The following is a 16,265-nucleotide window of genomic DNA, read 5'->3' on the forward strand; positions in this document are numbered from 1 at the left end:
TGAAAAGGTCAGGCCTGCCCTCTATGCAGCCCACGCTGGATATAGTCCTTCAGCGTCGCTTCCAGCCTGCGTCTGTCCACGTGGCCCTCCTGTGTGCGTGGGATTTCCGGCACCCAGATCATGACGACCGGCGGCAGTGCAGGGTAACGCTTCCGCAGGCGGGCAGACAGGGCCTGCTCATCAAACGACTCATGAGACACGATGGCCGCATAAAACCGTTCCTGCCCCTGCCCGTCCGTCATCATGAAAACACCCACGTCCCTGATCCGTGTTTCGGAGCGCAGGATGTCTTCCACCACCTCCAGGTCGAACTTGGCGCCACCGGCATTTACCAGCGCATCCATTCGCCCCCGCAGATGCAACCCACCTCTGGCTGACATGAAGCCCCGGTCTCCCGGGTAAAACCAGCCATCCCGGAAGCGCTGTTCCGCCGCCGGGTTGTCATCCACATAGCCCCGGACAACACCACCGCCACGGATGCGGATCTCACCCACCTCTCCTGCCGGTACCCTGTTGCCCCCGGCATCCACGATCTCGACATCCACCCACGGCAGGGGAGCACCGACATCATCCTCACTCCTGCGCTGATCGGCAGGCATGGCCGCCACCAGGCCGCTTTCATCCGTCCCGTACACGACCTGAACATGCGGCGTGAAACGTTCTGTGGCCTCCTTCAGAAGACTGTCGGACAGCCTGCCCCCCACGATGCTGAGATAGATATGGCTCATGGGACGCCCCTGTGGTGGCAGGGCACGCAGAAGATGCCTGAGATGAACCGGCGTCATGACGATCATGAGGGCAGGCGCCTGCATGACTTCCGTCCCGATATTCTGGGCATCGCTGCTCCGCAGCGTGGTGCCACCTGCAAGGGCGGCCCCCATCATGAGAAACCCGCTCAAGGATTGCGGGCCAACCGTGCAGAGCAGCTGTGGCTTGCCCACCATACGGCTCTGGCCCCTGCCCATGCGGGTAAAATACTCCACCATGTCATGATAGATGATCCGGTGCAGCTGCTCCTCCACCTCACCGAAGCTCAGCTCCAGCAGATGTGGCTCCCGGCCTGTCCCGCTGGCCAGGGCAGCACGGCATGGGGCCGACCGCTCCACAGGGACAGGCGGGTAGTAACAGGACGCATCATCATCCTCCACATTGGCGAGGGCACGGCTGAACCAGTCCTCACCGAGAGCCAGACGCCCCTCACCGGGAAGCAGGCCGCCCGGACCGTGGAGGATGATGAGGTCCGGGCGCAGGGTGGCCAGCTCCTCCTCCGAAACATCCCCATTGGACAGGGAAGCAGATACAAGCCCCAGCCGGCCAAGCGCCAGGGTCAGTGCCCAGTGCCGCCATGTATCGGGGCACTGCACGGCCACACGATGAAGATTGAGGGAGCGCAGCCCCTCCAGCGCATGGGCCAGACGGCTGACCGTTGCCTCCAGCAGGGCATAGGACCGCTTCCGGGACAGGCTGCCAAACGCCACCTCGTCTCCTGTCATCCGGGCATTGTAAGCTACAAAGCGGTCCAGCATCGTCTCACCCTCCCATGCGGCCTGTCGGAAAACCCGCCGCCATCCATGTCTCTCTGACAACCAGAAGACGCCATTGATTAATGAATGTCTTTTATATCGTTAACGAGTGACGAAAACATCCCTGCCGTACAGCTTTTTCCTGCCCCCGGCAGCAGTCTCATCCGCAGAGACATCCATAGACCTGCCGTATCTGCGCACTGACCCTCTCTGGCGCATAGGCCCGGGCCGTACACCGCCCCTGTTCCACCATCTTCAGCAGAGCGGAACTGCCGGAAACATATCCCTCCAGCGCCATGGCCAGGGAGTCCACGATGCCTTCCATATCCTCCGGGGAATGCCAGAACCCGTTCTGCGGCGTGGCGTACTCACGCCCACCACCACCATGATACCCCACGACAAGGCAGCCTGCCGCCATGGCCTCCAACGCCGTGATGCCAAGAGCCTCCATCCGTCCCAGAGCAAGACAGACAGCGGACTCACCCATGAGGGCCGCCACCTCCGCCTCACCCCTCTTTTTCAGAGGGATCCACGGATCGTTGGAAAACTGGGGATACTTCAACGACAGCATGTCACGGAACAGGCAGACATAGGCTGGTATCCCTCCCTGATGGGGCCATTTCCACTCAGCACAAAGGATCTGGAGTTTTTTCTGCCGTGGCCTGAACACAGCTCCATCCACCACGGGCGATGTGACAGGAACAGCCTCCAGTCCCAGCACCCGCTGGATCAGATGCGCTGCCTCCATCCCCGGAGCCAGAACCTGCGTCACGCCCCAGTCCCTCAATTTTTCAACTGATGGCCTGTATGTGAAGAAATAATAGGGATTCTGACAGAAGATGATCTTCTTCCCGGCCATGGGCTGGCGGATCATGTCCGCATACCATCCATCCAGCACTTCGGGAAAAACGACCATATCCTCTTCTGCAAGGTCCTTCACATCCCTGCAGACCAGCGGCAGCATCTCCTGCCCCAACCATGACGGCAAGCCTTCGGACTGCAGGACCTGCGCCTGAAATCCCGCCTGACGGAGCAGGAAAGCGTGGCGGTAGACTGTCTTGATGCCGCCAGAAACGAGATCCCGTGGGAAGCAGTTCAGAAAAATGATTCGCCCCGCCACCAGTCAATCTCCCAGCCCACCACTGCACCCTGCCCACTACGGGTAGAGAATGACTGGAATATTTACAATTTACTAATAAAAAGTAAATATCATACCTCTGGAATCATTCCTCCTTTCCACGCTTCCCGGCAGGTGAAAGCACATCCAATACAAGGCCGGGTGTAAGAATCTGTGGCAACACCTGCTCCGCTCCCCCAGAAGGATAATACAGGTATAGCGGTACCCCATCACGATCATGGGCCCTAAGAAACGCCGTGATCCGCTCGTCCCGGCGGGTCCAGTCGCCCCGCAGGATGGTCACGCCATGCTGCCGGAATGCCTGCCGGACAGACGGAACATCCAGCGCCACGTGCTCATTGACCATGCAGGTCACACACCAGGAGGCTGTCATGTCCACAAAAACTGGCTGTCCTGCGGCCCTCAGAGCAGCCAGACGCTCTGCCGAAAACGGTTCAATGGCAGGGCCATCCTGTCCCTGTATCGCTGCTCCGGTCTTTCCGGTGGCTGCGACGGGAGAGCCAGACTCATCATCCATCACCACACTGCGCCCCAGCCCGGCAAGACAGACCAGCAGGCACAGCAAGGCAAGCAGGCGGCAGCCCAGCACGAAACGGGGTGCCTGCCCCAGCATGGCCCGCTGCTGCGCCAGCCCGTACAGCCAGCTCCCCAGCCCCAGAAGCACGGCCCCTCCGGCCATCAGCAGTACTGCATCTCCCCCACGCTGAAGCACCGCCACCCAGAGCAGCCACACGCAACTGGCCAGCAAAGGAAAAGCCAGCAGCTGTTTCAGACGTTCCATCCAGCCACCGGGACGTGGCAGACGCTGGGCCAGTCCCGGCACAAGTGCCAACACGCCATAAGGTGCTGCCAGCCCCAGCCCCATGGAGAGAAAGATCAGCAGGCCAGACCAGATCGGCCCACCCAGTGCTACAGCAATGGCGACCCCCATGAAAGGTGCCGTACAGGGCGTGGCCACGATCACCGCCAACAGGCCCGCCAGAAGATCACTGGCCGGACCATGCCCTGCGGCCATCTGCCCGGCCCGCCCGGCCAAGCGCCCCCCCGTTATCTGGAACACACCCAGCAGATTGAGCGCCATGACAAACAGCAGCCAGCCAACCCCCACAACAAAAGCGGAAGACTGGAACTGGAACCCCCACCCCACGGAAGAGCCTCCATAACGCAGGGCCATCATCAGGGCACCAAGAAGGGCAAAGCAGCCCATGATGCCCAGAGTGTAAAAGGCTGCACTCCGCCAGCGTGTCCGCCAGCCAGCTCCCCCCATATGGGCAAAGGAGAGGATCTTCATGGCCAGCACGGGAAACACGCAAGGCATGAGATTGAGAATGACACCCCCCAGAAAAGCCGAGAGCAGGCTGCTCCAGACGGGCCGTTCCCTGTTCCCGGTGGCAGCCACGACGGGAACAGCCGGACTGGCGCCAGACACTGGAACCGCCGTTACCTGAAGGGCCGACCGGCTGCCAGCAGCATCCACCAGCACGACAACACCAGCCAGCGGTTTCTGCCAGAAAGGCGGATGGGCGTAGGAATCCGGCTTCAGTGTCAAAGCCAGCTGCCCGGTCTGGACAGACAGGGGCTGCGGCGCATTCTGGGCGATCACGCCGCCCTCCTGTGGCAGAAACCAGGCCTGCCGCACCGTATCGGGCGAAAGGCCAGCTCCATGCAGGGTCAGCAGACCATCGGGGCCAAGACGGGCCTCAAAGGGGGAAGGCTGGGGCATGGCCGCATCGGCCCGACGGAACAGGGCTGCCTCGGCAGCATCCGGCACGACATCCGAGGCAACAGCAGGCAATGCAAGGGAAAAGACGCCTTTTTCGGGCACGCAGACATCCGCACAGACCAGCCAGTCTGCACGGGCCGTGACCTGCACCGCACCTGCCCCCCGCACCTGGAGGGGAACCCGCACAGGCAGCAGCACATCCCCCTGGTAAGCATAGGCCATCAACCCGCCCTCTGGAATGCGCTCCGGCACGGGCCATGCGACCGTGTCCGTCCCGCCGGACCGGCTGCCACTCACCATGACATGGACATGCGGCGCCTCACCGGCATCACCGGGATTCTGCCAGTATGTGTGCCAACCGGGCTTCAGCTGGAGCCTCAGCCCGACCCGCAGCGTGCCCCCGTCAGCCTGACTCTCCTCCTGCCCAACAGCATCCACCGCACTGACAAGAGTAGCCGTTGTATGGCTGGTCACGACCGGTGTGCTCTCCGCCGCCCGAACAGGAGAGGCCAGAAAGACCATCCCGCTCACCATGGCAAACACAGCCATCATCATCCTGCCAATATGCCGCGCCATCCGCTTACCCTCCCTTTCATGATTACCAGACAGCCCCGGAACCTGTCCCCGTACCCCGGGCAGGCAGCACTGGCCCATAGCATTGGCCCATATCCGTCTTAAAGACATAATTGCTGCCTACCGTCCCCAGTTCACTCTTTCACAGACCATGATAAGCCATGACCACACATCCCGCCCCATCCGACCATCCCAAAGCAGGCCCGTGGAACCGCCTGATAGCCCGCAGCATTGATCTGGACATCTACGGAAGCCTTCTCATGCTGCCAGTCTATGGTTCCATCCACCAGCTGGAAGACATATTTCCCACATTGCAGACAATCGGCAGTGCATCCTTCAGCCCCATGATGCCACGCTGGGATACCCTCATCGCCAGCCTGCTGCTCATCTTTCCCCTCTCCATGGTGCTGGATGCCCTTGTCTGCGCCTGGTTCGGCAATACGCTGGGCAAGCACCTCCTCGGCATCAAACCCTACCGTACCAATGGCCGCCCCCTCGATCTTTCCACCTGCCTGAAACGCAACTATCTCATCTATGTTGCCGCCTATATGGGGGGCATGGATGTCCTGTCACCGCTGGCAGGCCTCATGCATTACATACGCTACAGACGCACCGGAACGACTTTCTGGGACGAAGAAATGGGCACGGTCGTCCGCTCCCTGAAAAGTAGCGTCGCCCGCACGGTCACAATCACCATCCTGTGGTTTCTGGTCTCAATCCCGCTCACCATGATTGGAAACCTGCTCTTCCCGTCCATTCTGAACAACATCAGCACCGTGACGCCCGCATCCCTGCAGAAACCGGCCACTCCCTGAAAGACTACAGGCCATAATAGCCCTGGGCCTGGAAATGGGCTTTCACCAGCGCCACGAAACACGCCCGTTCATTCAGGGCAAGCAGCAGGCTGCGCCTGTCCAGCTCATGCCCGGCCCTGATGGCTGGCAGAAGCCTTTCCGCCACGGCCCGCCGATGACGGATCTGCCGATAATGGGACACATAGAACAGGGGACTCTCCAAGGCATGGCGAAGGATGGCACCATCCGCTGGTGGAAAGCAGCTCCCAAGCCACACGAGAGCTGCCTTCAGGCAGCGGATGACAGCGGGTTCCGACTCTTCTTCCGGGATGAGGAACCACCTGCAACGATTGACCAGTGCTGATGTCCGGCTGGTCAGGTATGCTGTGAAAGGCGCCAGAACGAGACCGGCAATCACCGGCAGAAACCAGACCAGTAGCGCCTCCCCTGACAGAACTCCCTCTGAAAGATGATCCAGCAGGGTAGCGCCGTAAGCAAACTGCTTCTCCAGCACCTGCACCAGCCCCAAGGCCCCCGCCAGACCAAGGGCAGAACACCATCCGTAATCCTGCAGGCAACTCCGGAATGTCAGTGGGGCATCATCTCTCTGCTGCCCTGCCCAGCGGACGGATGACCGCCTGAAACAGGCCAGCAGGAACTTCACGATGAAGCACATGAGAACCGGATTGAGCAGAAAGGCAAACAGCATCTCCAGCAGGAAACTGAGCAATAATCTGCCACGACCACCATACTGCCTGGCCACAGGACGCCGCATGGCAACGGCCAGGGCAATCAGCCTTGGCGACAGCAGGAAGATCATGGCCAGCACGAACAGTCCGGCAAAGGCCAGCCTCACACTCTCCAGCTCCCCCGTTCCCTCTGCCCCCATGCCCGCCTCCAGATGGGCCAGTGTATAAACGGATGACACCATGAACAGAACACTGAGCGGCGCCATGAAATAGGCCAGTGCCCCCATCAGCAGGGTTTCCCTGTGCACCCCCTGAACCCTGTCTGCCGACAGAAAGCGGACATTCTGGAAATTGCCCTGCATCCATCTGTTCTCACGGGCCAGAAAGCCCGAAAGATTGGCCGGGAGCTCCTCATAACTGCCCCTGACATCCGCAAGAAACCAGACTTCATGGCCTGCCCGCCCCATCATGGCGGCCTCGGCAGTATCATGTGAGAGCGGCCTGCCGCCCCATGGCCTTTCCCCCGGAAAATCCGGCAACAGGCAATGCTTGATGAAGGCATCCGTCCGTATGATGGCATTGTGCCCGATATAGCTGCCATGCCCCATGGAAAGAGCCTCCACCGCCTGGGGAAAGACAGCTCCCTGGAGGTGGCTGCTGAACTGCATGAGCCGCCCGAAAAAGGATTGCCGCAGGACAGGCAGCGGGCTGGTCTGGATGATGCCGACATGCGGGTTGCCTGCCATCATTTCCAGACACTGATGGACACAGGCCCCCGACACGATGGAATCAGCATCCATCACGTAGAAACAGGCATAATCCCGTCCCCACCGGCGAAGAAAGTCCGTGACGTTACCCAGTTTGGCATTGGCGTTATGTGCCCTGCGCCGGTACCGGACTGTCACACCCGGATAACGCTGCCTCAAATGATAGAGGGTGGCCTGTTCGGTCAGGACATGTCGTACGTCCGTACTGTCCGACAGCAGATACAGGTCATAATGATGGAGCTTCTCTGGCACATCCTGGCTGAGTGTCTCGATCAGGGATGCCATGCCAGCCCCGACCCGGTGCATCTCCTCATGATGGACGGGGTACAGAATGGCACAGCGCTCTTCCGGCCCCGGCTCCCTGGCCCTGTGTGCCGGATGGCAAGGATTCCCCGCCGCACCCCGGCGGGCCAGCCGGTAACCGACAACCATCTTCACGAAGGCATATGTCGCAAGAAAGGTGAACAGCAGATACAGGGCCGCATAAAGGCATGGCAGGATTTCATGGTCGTCCAGATCGGGAAACAGGGTCCCACTGGCCAGGCTGAACATGAAACCGGCCACCAGCAGGGAGACAAGCAGCATTTTCCGCCGCCGTCGGGCCATGATTCTTACCCAACCCGGCTGTCTCTGCCCCCCTTTGGGACATGCCTGCCAGACCAGATGGCGGATGATCTTCTTCCAGTCCGTATCAAACCGCATGATCTGGAGAGGCAGCCGTCTGAATCCATCGCCCGATGCACCGCCATCAGTTTCCTCCCGCTCCAGAAACCGGTTGAGGGTCTCGAATGACGTGATCTCCCCATCCACGCCTCCCAGAATGTCCCTGTAGGGAGAAAAATCAAACGGTATCGCCCCTTCTTCCTCCTGCCCGTTCATCGGGCAATGGAGGCCAGAACCCCCGCCTGAAGCATGAGGGAAAAAACCTTGAAATAAGGCACCCATGATGACTCGGCGACATAGACGACATCACCATCCTCCAGCAGGAAACTCTGTGCGACAAACAGGCCGTAGGTCCGGTCAAAACGGATTTTCAACAGATGAGGCGTGTCATGATCCCGTCGCAGCACGAAGATGGCCCGGCTGGAGGCGGCGTCCCGTTGCAGGCCGCCTGATATGGCCAGAATGTCCGCCAGTGTCGGACATGTTCCGAAAGAATAGATACCCGGCCGTGATGCTCCCCCACCCAGAACCGGAATCCTGATGGAGGCCTCCTTCTTCACGATCACCCGGTCATGTGGGGCCAGATGAATGTCATTCACCAGCCCATCATCCAGCGGCAGGGCTCCAACCACCTGCCCATGTCTGACAACAGACACCACAGTTTCAGGCCGAACAGACACAGGCTGCCCATCACTGGGCCCTCCGGCGGGCGCAGGCGGCCCTCCCCCCATGGCTTCCGCCAGAACATGGGCCAACATCAGCCCACCAGGCTGCCACCGCACCTCCCCGGGTGTCTTCACTTCACCCAGTACAAGTACGGAATCAGCTTCCCACCGGCCATCCGGTGCTTCCTCCTGCACGATGACTGACGGATGGCTGAACACACGCTGTGCCGCATAAAGGCGGGACAGCTTCTGCTGGATGCTGGCATAGGTCAGGGACACCACCCGGACAGCCCCCACATAAGGCAGGGTGACCATGCCATCCCGCAATACGGGGAAATGCCCCAGCTTCATGATGGCTGGCGTGTCTCCCCCTCCAGCAAAAGAAAGAATGGACACGCTGAGATCATCCCCCACATGGATGACTGGATCCCGGGTGCTGTGCCCTGCATCAATGGCCCATATGGCCTGCCGGACCCGCAGCTTTTCTGCCTCCCGCATCTGCCCGGCCATGATCGTGGCCTCTCTCAGGGTAATGTCCTGCATCACAAGGCCAGAAAAAAGCCGCCTGCTGTCCTGCCTCTGGGGCTGGGCTGTCAGCTCCTTCACGCCTGGGCCGCCACTGGGCAGGTCACACCCTGCCAGAACCGGCACCAGCAGGGCCATGAACGCCAGAGAACAGAAAAACGGGCCCCTCATCATCAAGCCAGAGCAACATACAGGACCAGCCCTGCGACCAGCGCAATGGCGCTACTCCACCAGAAGGCCGGTCTGAGAGGCGTGTCCTCCACAACAGGCCCGCTGACGGTTTTCAGGAAGTAATGCCCCATGATGGCATTTGTCCTGACAGTCTCACAGGCGGCCATTTCGGCATCCAGGATACTGGAAAGGGACCTGACCTCACGAATCAGACGATCATTTTCCAGGATGACATGCCGTGGTGTCACGCTCCGTTGGCGCAGAACCTCCTGCTCGCCCTCATAGGCCATCACCTCCCTGTGCATGGCTTGTGCGGCATGGTCCACATCCTCCTGAAGGGCCGCCTGCCTGCCCTTCAGGGCTGCCTGGTCCGCCATCAGCCGGAACTGCGTCTTCAACACCGTATCGTAAAAGCCGCTGCCCTCATAAATGCCGGAAGACAGGATATTGTCGGCAATCACCTGCTCATCATGAGCCATGACCTGCCTGATCCTGTTGATGGAGGCCTCATGCTCATGCAGCAACAGATCATCCTGCTCGACATTCAGGTGAGCCAGCCGGGCCCGGGCATCGCCAAGTATCTGCCCTGTCAGACGTTCGGCGAGAGCCGCAGAAGGGGCCCGGAGGGTAAATTGTACGAGGCCATTCTTCTTCCCGACATCAATATCCACGATGTAACGGTCATAATAGCGGTAGAGAGCATGATCATCGTGCGAAAACAGCGACAGAACGCCCCCGAAACTCTGGACGGGATCTGTGAAATCATACGCCTCTGCAAGATTCACGTTCGCCCTGAGGGCCCTGAATTCCTCATAGGACAGCACGAAAGCCTGGAAGAGATAATTCCCCTCATTCCGGCCATCCGGGCCTGTAAAAACTCCCCCGCCACTCCCCCTGCTATCGGGCTTCTCCACGACAAGGACGGTCTGTGTTCTGTAAAGAACTGGCGAGAGAAACGCATAATAGGCCAGCGTTACCAGCAGGGGAACCAGCAGGAGAAAACGCACGGCACTTCCTTTCGTTTCCGTCAGGAAAACACAATCATGCAGACCATCTGTCGGGATGAGCATCCCATAATGACTGGACGCAATGCGTCCCTTCTTATTTTAACAATATATTAAATTTACGGAAACCATTTTCTCCTCCCCCTCCGCAGCCAGACACAAAAAAAGGAGGCCAAAGCCTCCTTTTCCTGAAAAAGCCCCATGAGAGGGAGTAACCCCTGTCTGGTTTCTCAGCGCATGATGCCCGTATGGCCAATGCTGTAGCGACCCGGCTGGGGCCAGACTGTCAGACCATGCGGTTCTGCCCCGACAGGAATCTGTTTCATGGCACCGCTTTCCGTATCAATGGCATAGACGACATCATCAAAACGGCCGGAGAGCCAGAGTGTTCTGCCATCCGCACTGACATTGCCCATGTCCGGGCTGCCACCACCGGGAATGGGCCAGGTCTTCAACACCTTGTCCGTTGCCATATCCACGACGGACACACTGCCCTTGCTGTGGCGTGGCCCATGCACCATGTGGGACCCACGGTTGGCAACATAAAGCAGCTTTGCATCACGGCTCGGATACAGCCCATGCGTTCCCAGCCCCGTGGGAATGAAACCCGTCTCCCTGAAGCTGTCGCCATCAATGATGAACACGCCATCAGCATGCATGTCGGCCACATAGAATTTATGCCCATCCGGTGCGGCGAGAACATCCTGCGGCATCCCCCCCTTGGAGAGTTTCAGCATCCCCAGAAGGGTACGGTTGACCGTATCCACCTTGGCCAGATAGCGCCCGAATTCGCAGGTGAAGATCGCATAACGCCCATCTGCCGAGAAGGCAGCATGATTGATGCCCTCACAGAGCGGAGCCTCGACAGACCCTTTCAGCACCATGCTGTGCGGATCACGGAAATCCAGACGGCGATGGGCTTCTGCCACAACGATGGCATTCTGCCCGTCCGGTGTGAAATACATATTGTAGGGGTCATCCACGGCAATGGCCTTGCCGGGCTTGCCTGTCAGCGGGTCGATCGGTGTCAGGGAGCCATCCGTGTGGCCCTCGCTGTTGTTGGTCACCCACAGGGTCCGCAGGTCCCATGAGGGGACGACGTGCTGGGGGGACCGCCCCACCGGGAACGTATCCACGACCTTGTAGGTCTTCGGGTCGATCACGGAGACACTGTTGCCACGCAGGTTGGGCACATAGATCCGCTCCAGATCATGCGCCACGACGGGGGACAGTTTGTCCGGGCCGCTGGCTTCACTGTAAATGTTGTGAATGTCCGGCACGGGCGGCATGCCCGGAATGGTCTGTACGACCAGCGCCTGCTCCGTCACGGCACCAGATGGTGCAGGTGGTGCCTTTGCCGTGGCGGATGGATCACCATCCGGAAAAGGCTTTGGCGAATCGGCAGCAATCGGTTCATCCTGCGGGTCAGGATGGTTGGCTGTCTGCTGGGCCTGCGCTGCCCCCGCAGCCAGTAATGCCCCCATTGCCAGAAACGAAATTTTGAGCCTCATGGGTGTCTCCTGTTGAAAGACGAAATGGCCTCAACGGCGGCCTGCACCTGCATGGCTGTGCCGACCCGGCCAAGTTCAGCCGTTGCCTGCCGCGGGTCACCACCATAGACACCATCGGCAGAATCCGGTTTTCCAGCCTGCCTCAGAAGCCCCTCCCGCACAAGGGACGGATCCACGGCCAACATGAGGGATGTATCGCTTATGTCGGCATGTTTCCCCAAAGCCACACCATGGCCCTGTCGGCGCAGGTAATCTGCGTACTGTCCGGCCACGACATCATAATAAGCTCCGACATACAGCACCCTTGCCGCCCCTTCACCAGCCCAGCGCCTGTTCAGCCTTTGTGCCAGAGCAGCCAGCTGAGCCTGATAACCACCATGGTCCCCCAGCAGCACAATGGTGGTGAAGCCCTGCGCCCTCAGGCTTTCCGCCGCTCCTTCCACCAGCCCGGCAAAAACGGCTGGTGGAATGGAGAGTGTCCCGGCAAACCGCATGTGGCCTGTGCGGGGCCGGGTCGAGCCTTCCGGCACATAGGCCAGCACGGGGGCCACCAGGGTTTGCCCTACCCTGCGGGCAATCCTGTCCGCCAGAACACGGGCCCGCACATCATGCTTGCCCACTGCCATGTAAGGCCCGCTCTGCTCCGTACCACCAACCGGGATAATGACCGTTCTGGTCCCGGCTTTAAGGCCGGCGTCAATCTCCGTCCAGCTCTGGCAGGCCAGCTCCACCTGCCGGACCGCAGGCGGACAGGCCGGAGACACCCCCTCCAGCTCTTCTGCCATGGCCGGAGCCACCAGCCCGGCCAGGCAGGCCAGCAGGACCAGCGGTCGCAGCCGGGGCCAGCACGGATACCCGGCCACCACCTTCACAGTTCTGTTGCTCATCCAGCGCCCCTTGTGCATTATCACCCCACCCCCATGGCCCCGGTGTTCCGGATACGGGTCCTGCACAAGCCCATGGCCTGAGCGGACTTCATCCGGCATACTGTCCCGGCGTACAACCACCAGAACCGTCATGACCGTGCCCCTGCTGAACACCCTGCCCTTTCTTACCCAGATGAACAATATCGACGACGCCGCCCACATCATCCAGATGGCCCTGACCCCCGTCTTCATGCTCTCCGGCATCGGCACGCTGATCAACATCTTCAATACAAGGCTGGCCCGTGTCTCGGACCATCTGGACAATGTCAACCGTCTGCTGGCCGCCCCTCCTTCCGAACAGGACCACCAGTACAGCTACGACACGCCGCAACGGCTGAAAACCCGCCAGAAACGCCTGACACGCCGCATTGTCGTGCTGGACCTTGCCATTATCCTCAACGGGCTGGGCGGGGCCATGACCTGCGGTGCGGCCATCGCCCTCTTTGTCGGCTCACTGGGAGATGCCACGACATCACTCTGGCTGCTGGCCCTCTTCGGCACTGCACTGGGCTGCACCGTGGCAGCCCTGCTGGCCTTTCTGGCCGATACGCTCCTCAGCTGGCATGGCCTGCGGCATGAAGGGCAGGTCTCCCTGCTTACTTCCCTGCTGCGCTCGAAGGCCAGCCACGCAAAACGGCATCACTGACCGAGGTTGGCAGCCCCACATAGCCCAGCCGGGCATTGATCTCTGCCCCATGGGCAAACCCCCAGCTGAAGAAGCGCTTCACACCCTGCCCCTCGGGCCGGTCCACGGCATCTTCCGGCACCAGAACATAGGTGGCTGACACGATGGGCCAACTCTCCGCCCCGGGCTGGTCCAGCAGATTGACGGCAAAATGGTCCTCCGCTTTCCATTCCGCTGCGGAGGCAGCGTCAATGAAGCCCTTCAGGGATGGCAGCACGAACCGCCCATCATGATTCTTCATCTGCACGATGCCCAGATGGTTCTGTGCGGCGTAGGCATATTCCACATAGCCGATGCTCCCTTCCGTCTGACGGACAAGGGCGGCAATGCCGTCATTGCCCCGTGCTCCAGCACCGCCAGCCCACTCCACAAGGGTCCCTGCGCCGATACGGGCCTCCCACTCCGGTGATGTCCGGGAAAGGTAGGATGTGAACACATAGGTCGTCCCGGCACCATCGGCCCGATGCACGGCCACAACTCCCATATCCGGCAACGTCACCCCGGGATTGAGAGCCTGGATGCGGGGGTCGTCCCAATCCGTGATGCGACCATCATACAGGGCTGCCAGTGTCGGACCGTCCAGCCGCAATGCCCCGGCGGGAACACCGGGCAGATTGACCACCAGCACCACACCACTCATGACGGTCGGAAACTGGTAGAGGTGCGTCTCTGCCAGACGGTTCGGGCTCATCGGCTTGTCGGATGCTCCAAAATCCACCGTACGTTCCACGACCTGATCCTGCCCGGCGCTGGAACCGACCGTCTGATAATTGACCTGAAGCCCTGCCTGTTCTCCCGCCGGAACGCTCCAGCTCTGATAGACGGGGGCAGCAAAGCTGGACCCTGCGCCCGTTATCTCCACATCCTCCGCACGGGCCACCCCGGCCAGGGCTGACGAAATGGACAGCACCAGCATGAAGGCCCTGCCGCAGTTCTTCCAGCGGAGAAGACGTTTATCTGTCGGACGCATAAATCCCTCGGCACACGCAATGATCACCTGTCTGCCGTTATAGCTTCGCCGACGCTTCAGACAATAAAAATATACCACAAGACAAAGAAAATTCTTTTTTGACACAAAAAAATGAGTAAATAGACATGAAGGCATGTGATGACTGCGGGAGATTTTCGTGAAACTGACAAAAAAATGTAATATAAATCCCTTTCATTACAGTTTTATGACAGTAATATTTCTGTCATACAGTGCATCACACTTCGCATCATCTGCCCATGCCGCCGGCACCAATGATGCAATTGCCCTGATGGAAAAACAGATACACGCCATGCAGGCCCAGCTCGAAGCCATGAAGCAGAAACAGACTGCCGAGAATCGGCGTGTCCGTGCTGAACTGGCCCGCCAGAGAGAACTGATTGAGGCCGACCCTTATGCCCCCCGGGAAAGGCTGCTTGGCTCGGCAGCCGCGGCGGGGCATCTGGCGTCCTCCCGGACCAGGCATGACGATGTATTCGGCCTTGGTGACAATGCCATCCTGACCCCTTCCCGCACGGCCAGTACCCCCTATGGCGAGCTGACAGCCATTCCACCCGCCCATCCAGACCTTTACAGCCCGCTGCGCCGGGGGCAGCTCCAGATTGGCGGTATCCGCCTGACTCTGGGGGGATATCTGGAGGCCGCAGGCGTCTGGCGCTCCCGCAACAGTGCTGCCGATATTGCCAGTGCCTATAACGGCATTCCCTGGCATAACCAGCCTGCCTCCCACATGAGCGAATTCCACCAGACAGAGCGGCAGAGCCGGCTGGCCCTGCTGGCAGAAGGGATGCTGACCCGGAAACTGGTAGCCGATGCCTATGTGGAGACGGATTTCCAGGGTTCCGGCTCATCATCCAACTCCCGCCAGTCAAACTCCTACGTCCTGCGTGCCCGTGTCGTTTATGGTGAACTGAAGAACCACGAAGATGGCTGGTACCTGCTGGGTGGACAGAGCTGGTCTCTCATCACGCTCTACAACAAGGGCCTGCTGGCCCGTGACGAACAGACCCCCATGGTCATCGAGGCCCAATACGTCCCCGGCTTCAACTGGACACGCAACGCCCAGTTCCGTGCTGTCAAAACCTTCGGCAAGGAGGAGCGTTACGCTGCCGGCCTGTCCATCGAAAACCCCAGTGCCATCCCGGCTGGTGTATCTCCCTGCTCCAACGCTGCCAGACACTGCACCACGACCGACCGGCTGACCGGCACGAACGTCAACAACCCTTCCACCTACTACACGACCGACCCGGCACCGGACCTCATCGCCAAGATCGCTGCCGACCCCGGCTGGGGCCATTACGAACTTACTGGCGTCATGCGCTTCTTCCGGGACCGGACCAGCACGCTGGGAGGAGGAAGCAACCATACCCGCATCGCCGGTGGAGGCGGGGGCGGCATGGTCCTGCCCCTCATCAACAGGAAACTGTATTTCCAGGCCTCCGGCCTTGTCGGCACGGGCCTGGGCCGCTACGGCACGTCCAACATGCCGGATTATACCTACGGGCGTAACGGTGCCGTCACACCCCTGCCGGAAGCCAACCTGCTGCTCGGCCTCTATGGCAACCCTCTCAAGACCCTGAAACTCTATTCCTATGCCGGGGCAGAAACTGTCCTCAGCCGCCGTTCCTTTGATGAAGATGGCAGCCATTACGGCTATGGCAACCGTGGTTTCGACATGCGGGGCTGCTTTACAGAACTCGCCACCAACTGTGCTGCCTCCGGCAACATCCGCACAGTGGCGCAGGCAACCGGGGGGTTCTGGTACACGGCCGCCAAGGGTGATTATGGCACCCTGCTGGTGGGGGGGCAGTATTCCCACACCCATGTGCAGGCCTTCTCCGGCGTAGGGGGCAAACCCAAAAGCGACGCCGACATGGTCCTGATGTCCCTCCGCTACCAGCCCTTCAATTGAGAAGGGCC

Annotated in this window: 12 protein-coding genes; 3 read left to right on the forward strand and 9 right to left on the reverse strand. The window is 60.3% G+C overall.

Going from position 1 to position 16,265, the window contains the following annotated elements:
- Positions 1-8 precede the first annotated feature (8 nt).
- The 3 genes from J8Z04_RS00435 to J8Z04_RS00445 all read right to left on the reverse strand — a co-directional run bounded on the left by J8Z04_RS00435 (position 9) and on the right by J8Z04_RS00445 (position 4,960).
- Complete coding sequence (locus tag J8Z04_RS00435; RefSeq protein WP_192848711.1) at positions 9-1,586, reverse strand: class I adenylate-forming enzyme family protein; 1,578 nt, start codon at positions 1,584-1,586, stop codon at positions 9-11.
- 97 nt (positions 1,587-1,683) lie between these two features.
- Complete coding sequence (locus J8Z04_RS09445; RefSeq protein ID WP_192848710.1) at positions 1,684-2,643, reverse strand: glycosyltransferase; 960 nt, start codon at positions 2,641-2,643, stop codon at positions 1,684-1,686.
- A gap of 103 nt (positions 2,644-2,746) precedes the next feature.
- The gene (locus J8Z04_RS00445; RefSeq protein ID WP_232086415.1) at positions 2,747-4,960 is read right to left on the reverse strand and encodes a protein-disulfide reductase DsbD family protein; all 2,214 of its coding nucleotides are present in this window, start codon (positions 4,958-4,960) and stop codon (positions 2,747-2,749) included.
- A 158-nt stretch (positions 4,961-5,118) separates the two neighbouring features.
- Here J8Z04_RS00445 and J8Z04_RS00450 point away from each other — a divergent pair, with 158 nt between their 5' ends.
- The gene (locus tag J8Z04_RS00450) at positions 5,119-5,772 is read left to right on the forward strand and encodes an RDD family protein (RefSeq protein WP_192848709.1); all 654 of its coding nucleotides are present in this window, start codon (positions 5,119-5,121) and stop codon (positions 5,770-5,772) included.
- 4 nt (positions 5,773-5,776) lie between these two features.
- On the opposite strand, the gene mdoH is transcribed toward J8Z04_RS00450, so the two are convergent.
- The 5 genes from mdoH to J8Z04_RS00475 form a co-directional block, all read right to left on the reverse strand.
- Positions 5,777-8,086, reverse strand: a complete 2,310-nt coding sequence (mdoH, locus tag J8Z04_RS00455) for a glucans biosynthesis glucosyltransferase MdoH (protein WP_192848708.1) — start codon at positions 8,084-8,086, stop codon at positions 5,777-5,779.
- On the reverse strand, positions 8,083-9,198 hold the full coding sequence (locus tag J8Z04_RS00460; RefSeq protein ID WP_192848707.1) for a polysaccharide biosynthesis/export family protein: 1,116 nt from the start codon (positions 9,196-9,198) through the stop codon (positions 8,083-8,085). The genes mdoH and J8Z04_RS00460 overlap by 4 nt, the downstream gene beginning before the upstream one ends.
- A gap of 35 nt (positions 9,199-9,233) precedes the next feature.
- Positions 9,234-10,238 carry a hypothetical protein gene (locus J8Z04_RS00465; RefSeq protein ID WP_192848706.1) on the reverse strand — a complete coding sequence of 335 codons (1,005 nt, stop codon included), beginning with the start codon at positions 10,236-10,238 and terminating at the stop codon, positions 9,234-9,236.
- 227 nt (positions 10,239-10,465) lie between these two features.
- Positions 10,466-11,746, reverse strand: a complete 1,281-nt coding sequence (locus J8Z04_RS00470) for a YncE family protein (RefSeq protein WP_227449731.1) — start codon at positions 11,744-11,746, stop codon at positions 10,466-10,468.
- Positions 11,743-12,531 carry a creatininase family protein gene (locus J8Z04_RS00475; RefSeq protein WP_192848752.1) on the reverse strand — a complete coding sequence of 263 codons (789 nt, stop codon included), beginning with the start codon at positions 12,529-12,531 and terminating at the stop codon, positions 11,743-11,745. Before J8Z04_RS00475 ends, J8Z04_RS00470 begins: the two co-directional genes overlap by 4 nt.
- A gap of 232 nt (positions 12,532-12,763) precedes the next feature.
- On the opposite strand from J8Z04_RS00475, the gene J8Z04_RS00480 reads away from it, so the two are divergent.
- Entirely contained in the window at positions 12,764-13,318 is a 555-nt protein-coding gene (locus J8Z04_RS00480; protein WP_227431483.1) for a DUF2721 domain-containing protein, read from the forward strand.
- Here the strand turns inward: J8Z04_RS00480 and pstS are convergent.
- The gene (pstS, locus tag J8Z04_RS00485; RefSeq protein ID WP_408610232.1) at positions 13,269-14,327 is read right to left on the reverse strand and encodes a phosphate ABC transporter substrate-binding protein PstS; all 1,059 of its coding nucleotides are present in this window, start codon (positions 14,325-14,327) and stop codon (positions 13,269-13,271) included. The genes J8Z04_RS00480 and pstS overlap by 50 nt on opposite strands.
- Positions 14,328-14,616: 289 nt before the next feature.
- Here pstS and J8Z04_RS00490 point away from each other — a divergent pair, with 289 nt between their 5' ends.
- Entirely contained in the window at positions 14,617-16,257 is a 1,641-nt protein-coding gene (locus J8Z04_RS00490; protein ID WP_192848705.1) for a hypothetical protein, read from the forward strand.
- Positions 16,258-16,265 lie beyond the last annotated feature (8 nt).

Origin of the sequence: Bombella apis (assembly GCF_018221685.1) — a bacterium.
Classification (GTDB): Bacteria; Pseudomonadota; Alphaproteobacteria; order Acetobacterales; family Acetobacteraceae; genus Bombella; species Bombella apis.

Bases quoted from the DNA above. Each gene is read 5' to 3' on its own strand.
- J8Z04_RS00445 (WP_232086415.1), bottom strand. From the start codon at position 4,960: ATGGCGCGGCATATTGGCAGGATGATGATGGCTGTGTTTGCCATGGTG.
- J8Z04_RS00450 (WP_192848709.1), top strand. From the start codon at position 5,119: ATGACCACACATCCCGCCCCATCCGACCATCCCAAAGCAGGCCCGTGG.
- mdoH (WP_192848708.1), bottom strand. From the start codon at position 8,086: ATGAACGGGCAGGAGGAAGAAGGGGCGATACCGTTTGATTTTTCTCCC.
- J8Z04_RS00460 (WP_192848707.1), bottom strand. From the start codon at position 9,198: ATGGCCCTGCTGGTGCCGGTTCTGGCAGGGTGTGACCTGCCCAGTGGC.
- J8Z04_RS00470 (WP_227449731.1), bottom strand. From the start codon at position 11,746: ATGAGGCTCAAAATTTCGTTTCTGGCAATGGGGGCATTACTGGCTGCG.
- J8Z04_RS00475 (WP_192848752.1), bottom strand. From the start codon at position 12,531: ATGGCAGAAGAGCTGGAGGGGGTGTCTCCGGCCTGTCCGCCTGCGGTC.
- J8Z04_RS00480 (WP_227431483.1), top strand. From the start codon at position 12,764: ATGACCGTGCCCCTGCTGAACACCCTGCCCTTTCTTACCCAGATGAAC.
- pstS (WP_408610232.1), bottom strand. From the start codon at position 14,327: ATGCGTCCGACAGATAAACGTCTTCTCCGCTGGAAGAACTGCGGCAGG.
- J8Z04_RS00490 (WP_192848705.1), top strand. From the start codon at position 14,617: ATGGAAAAACAGATACACGCCATGCAGGCCCAGCTCGAAGCCATGAAG.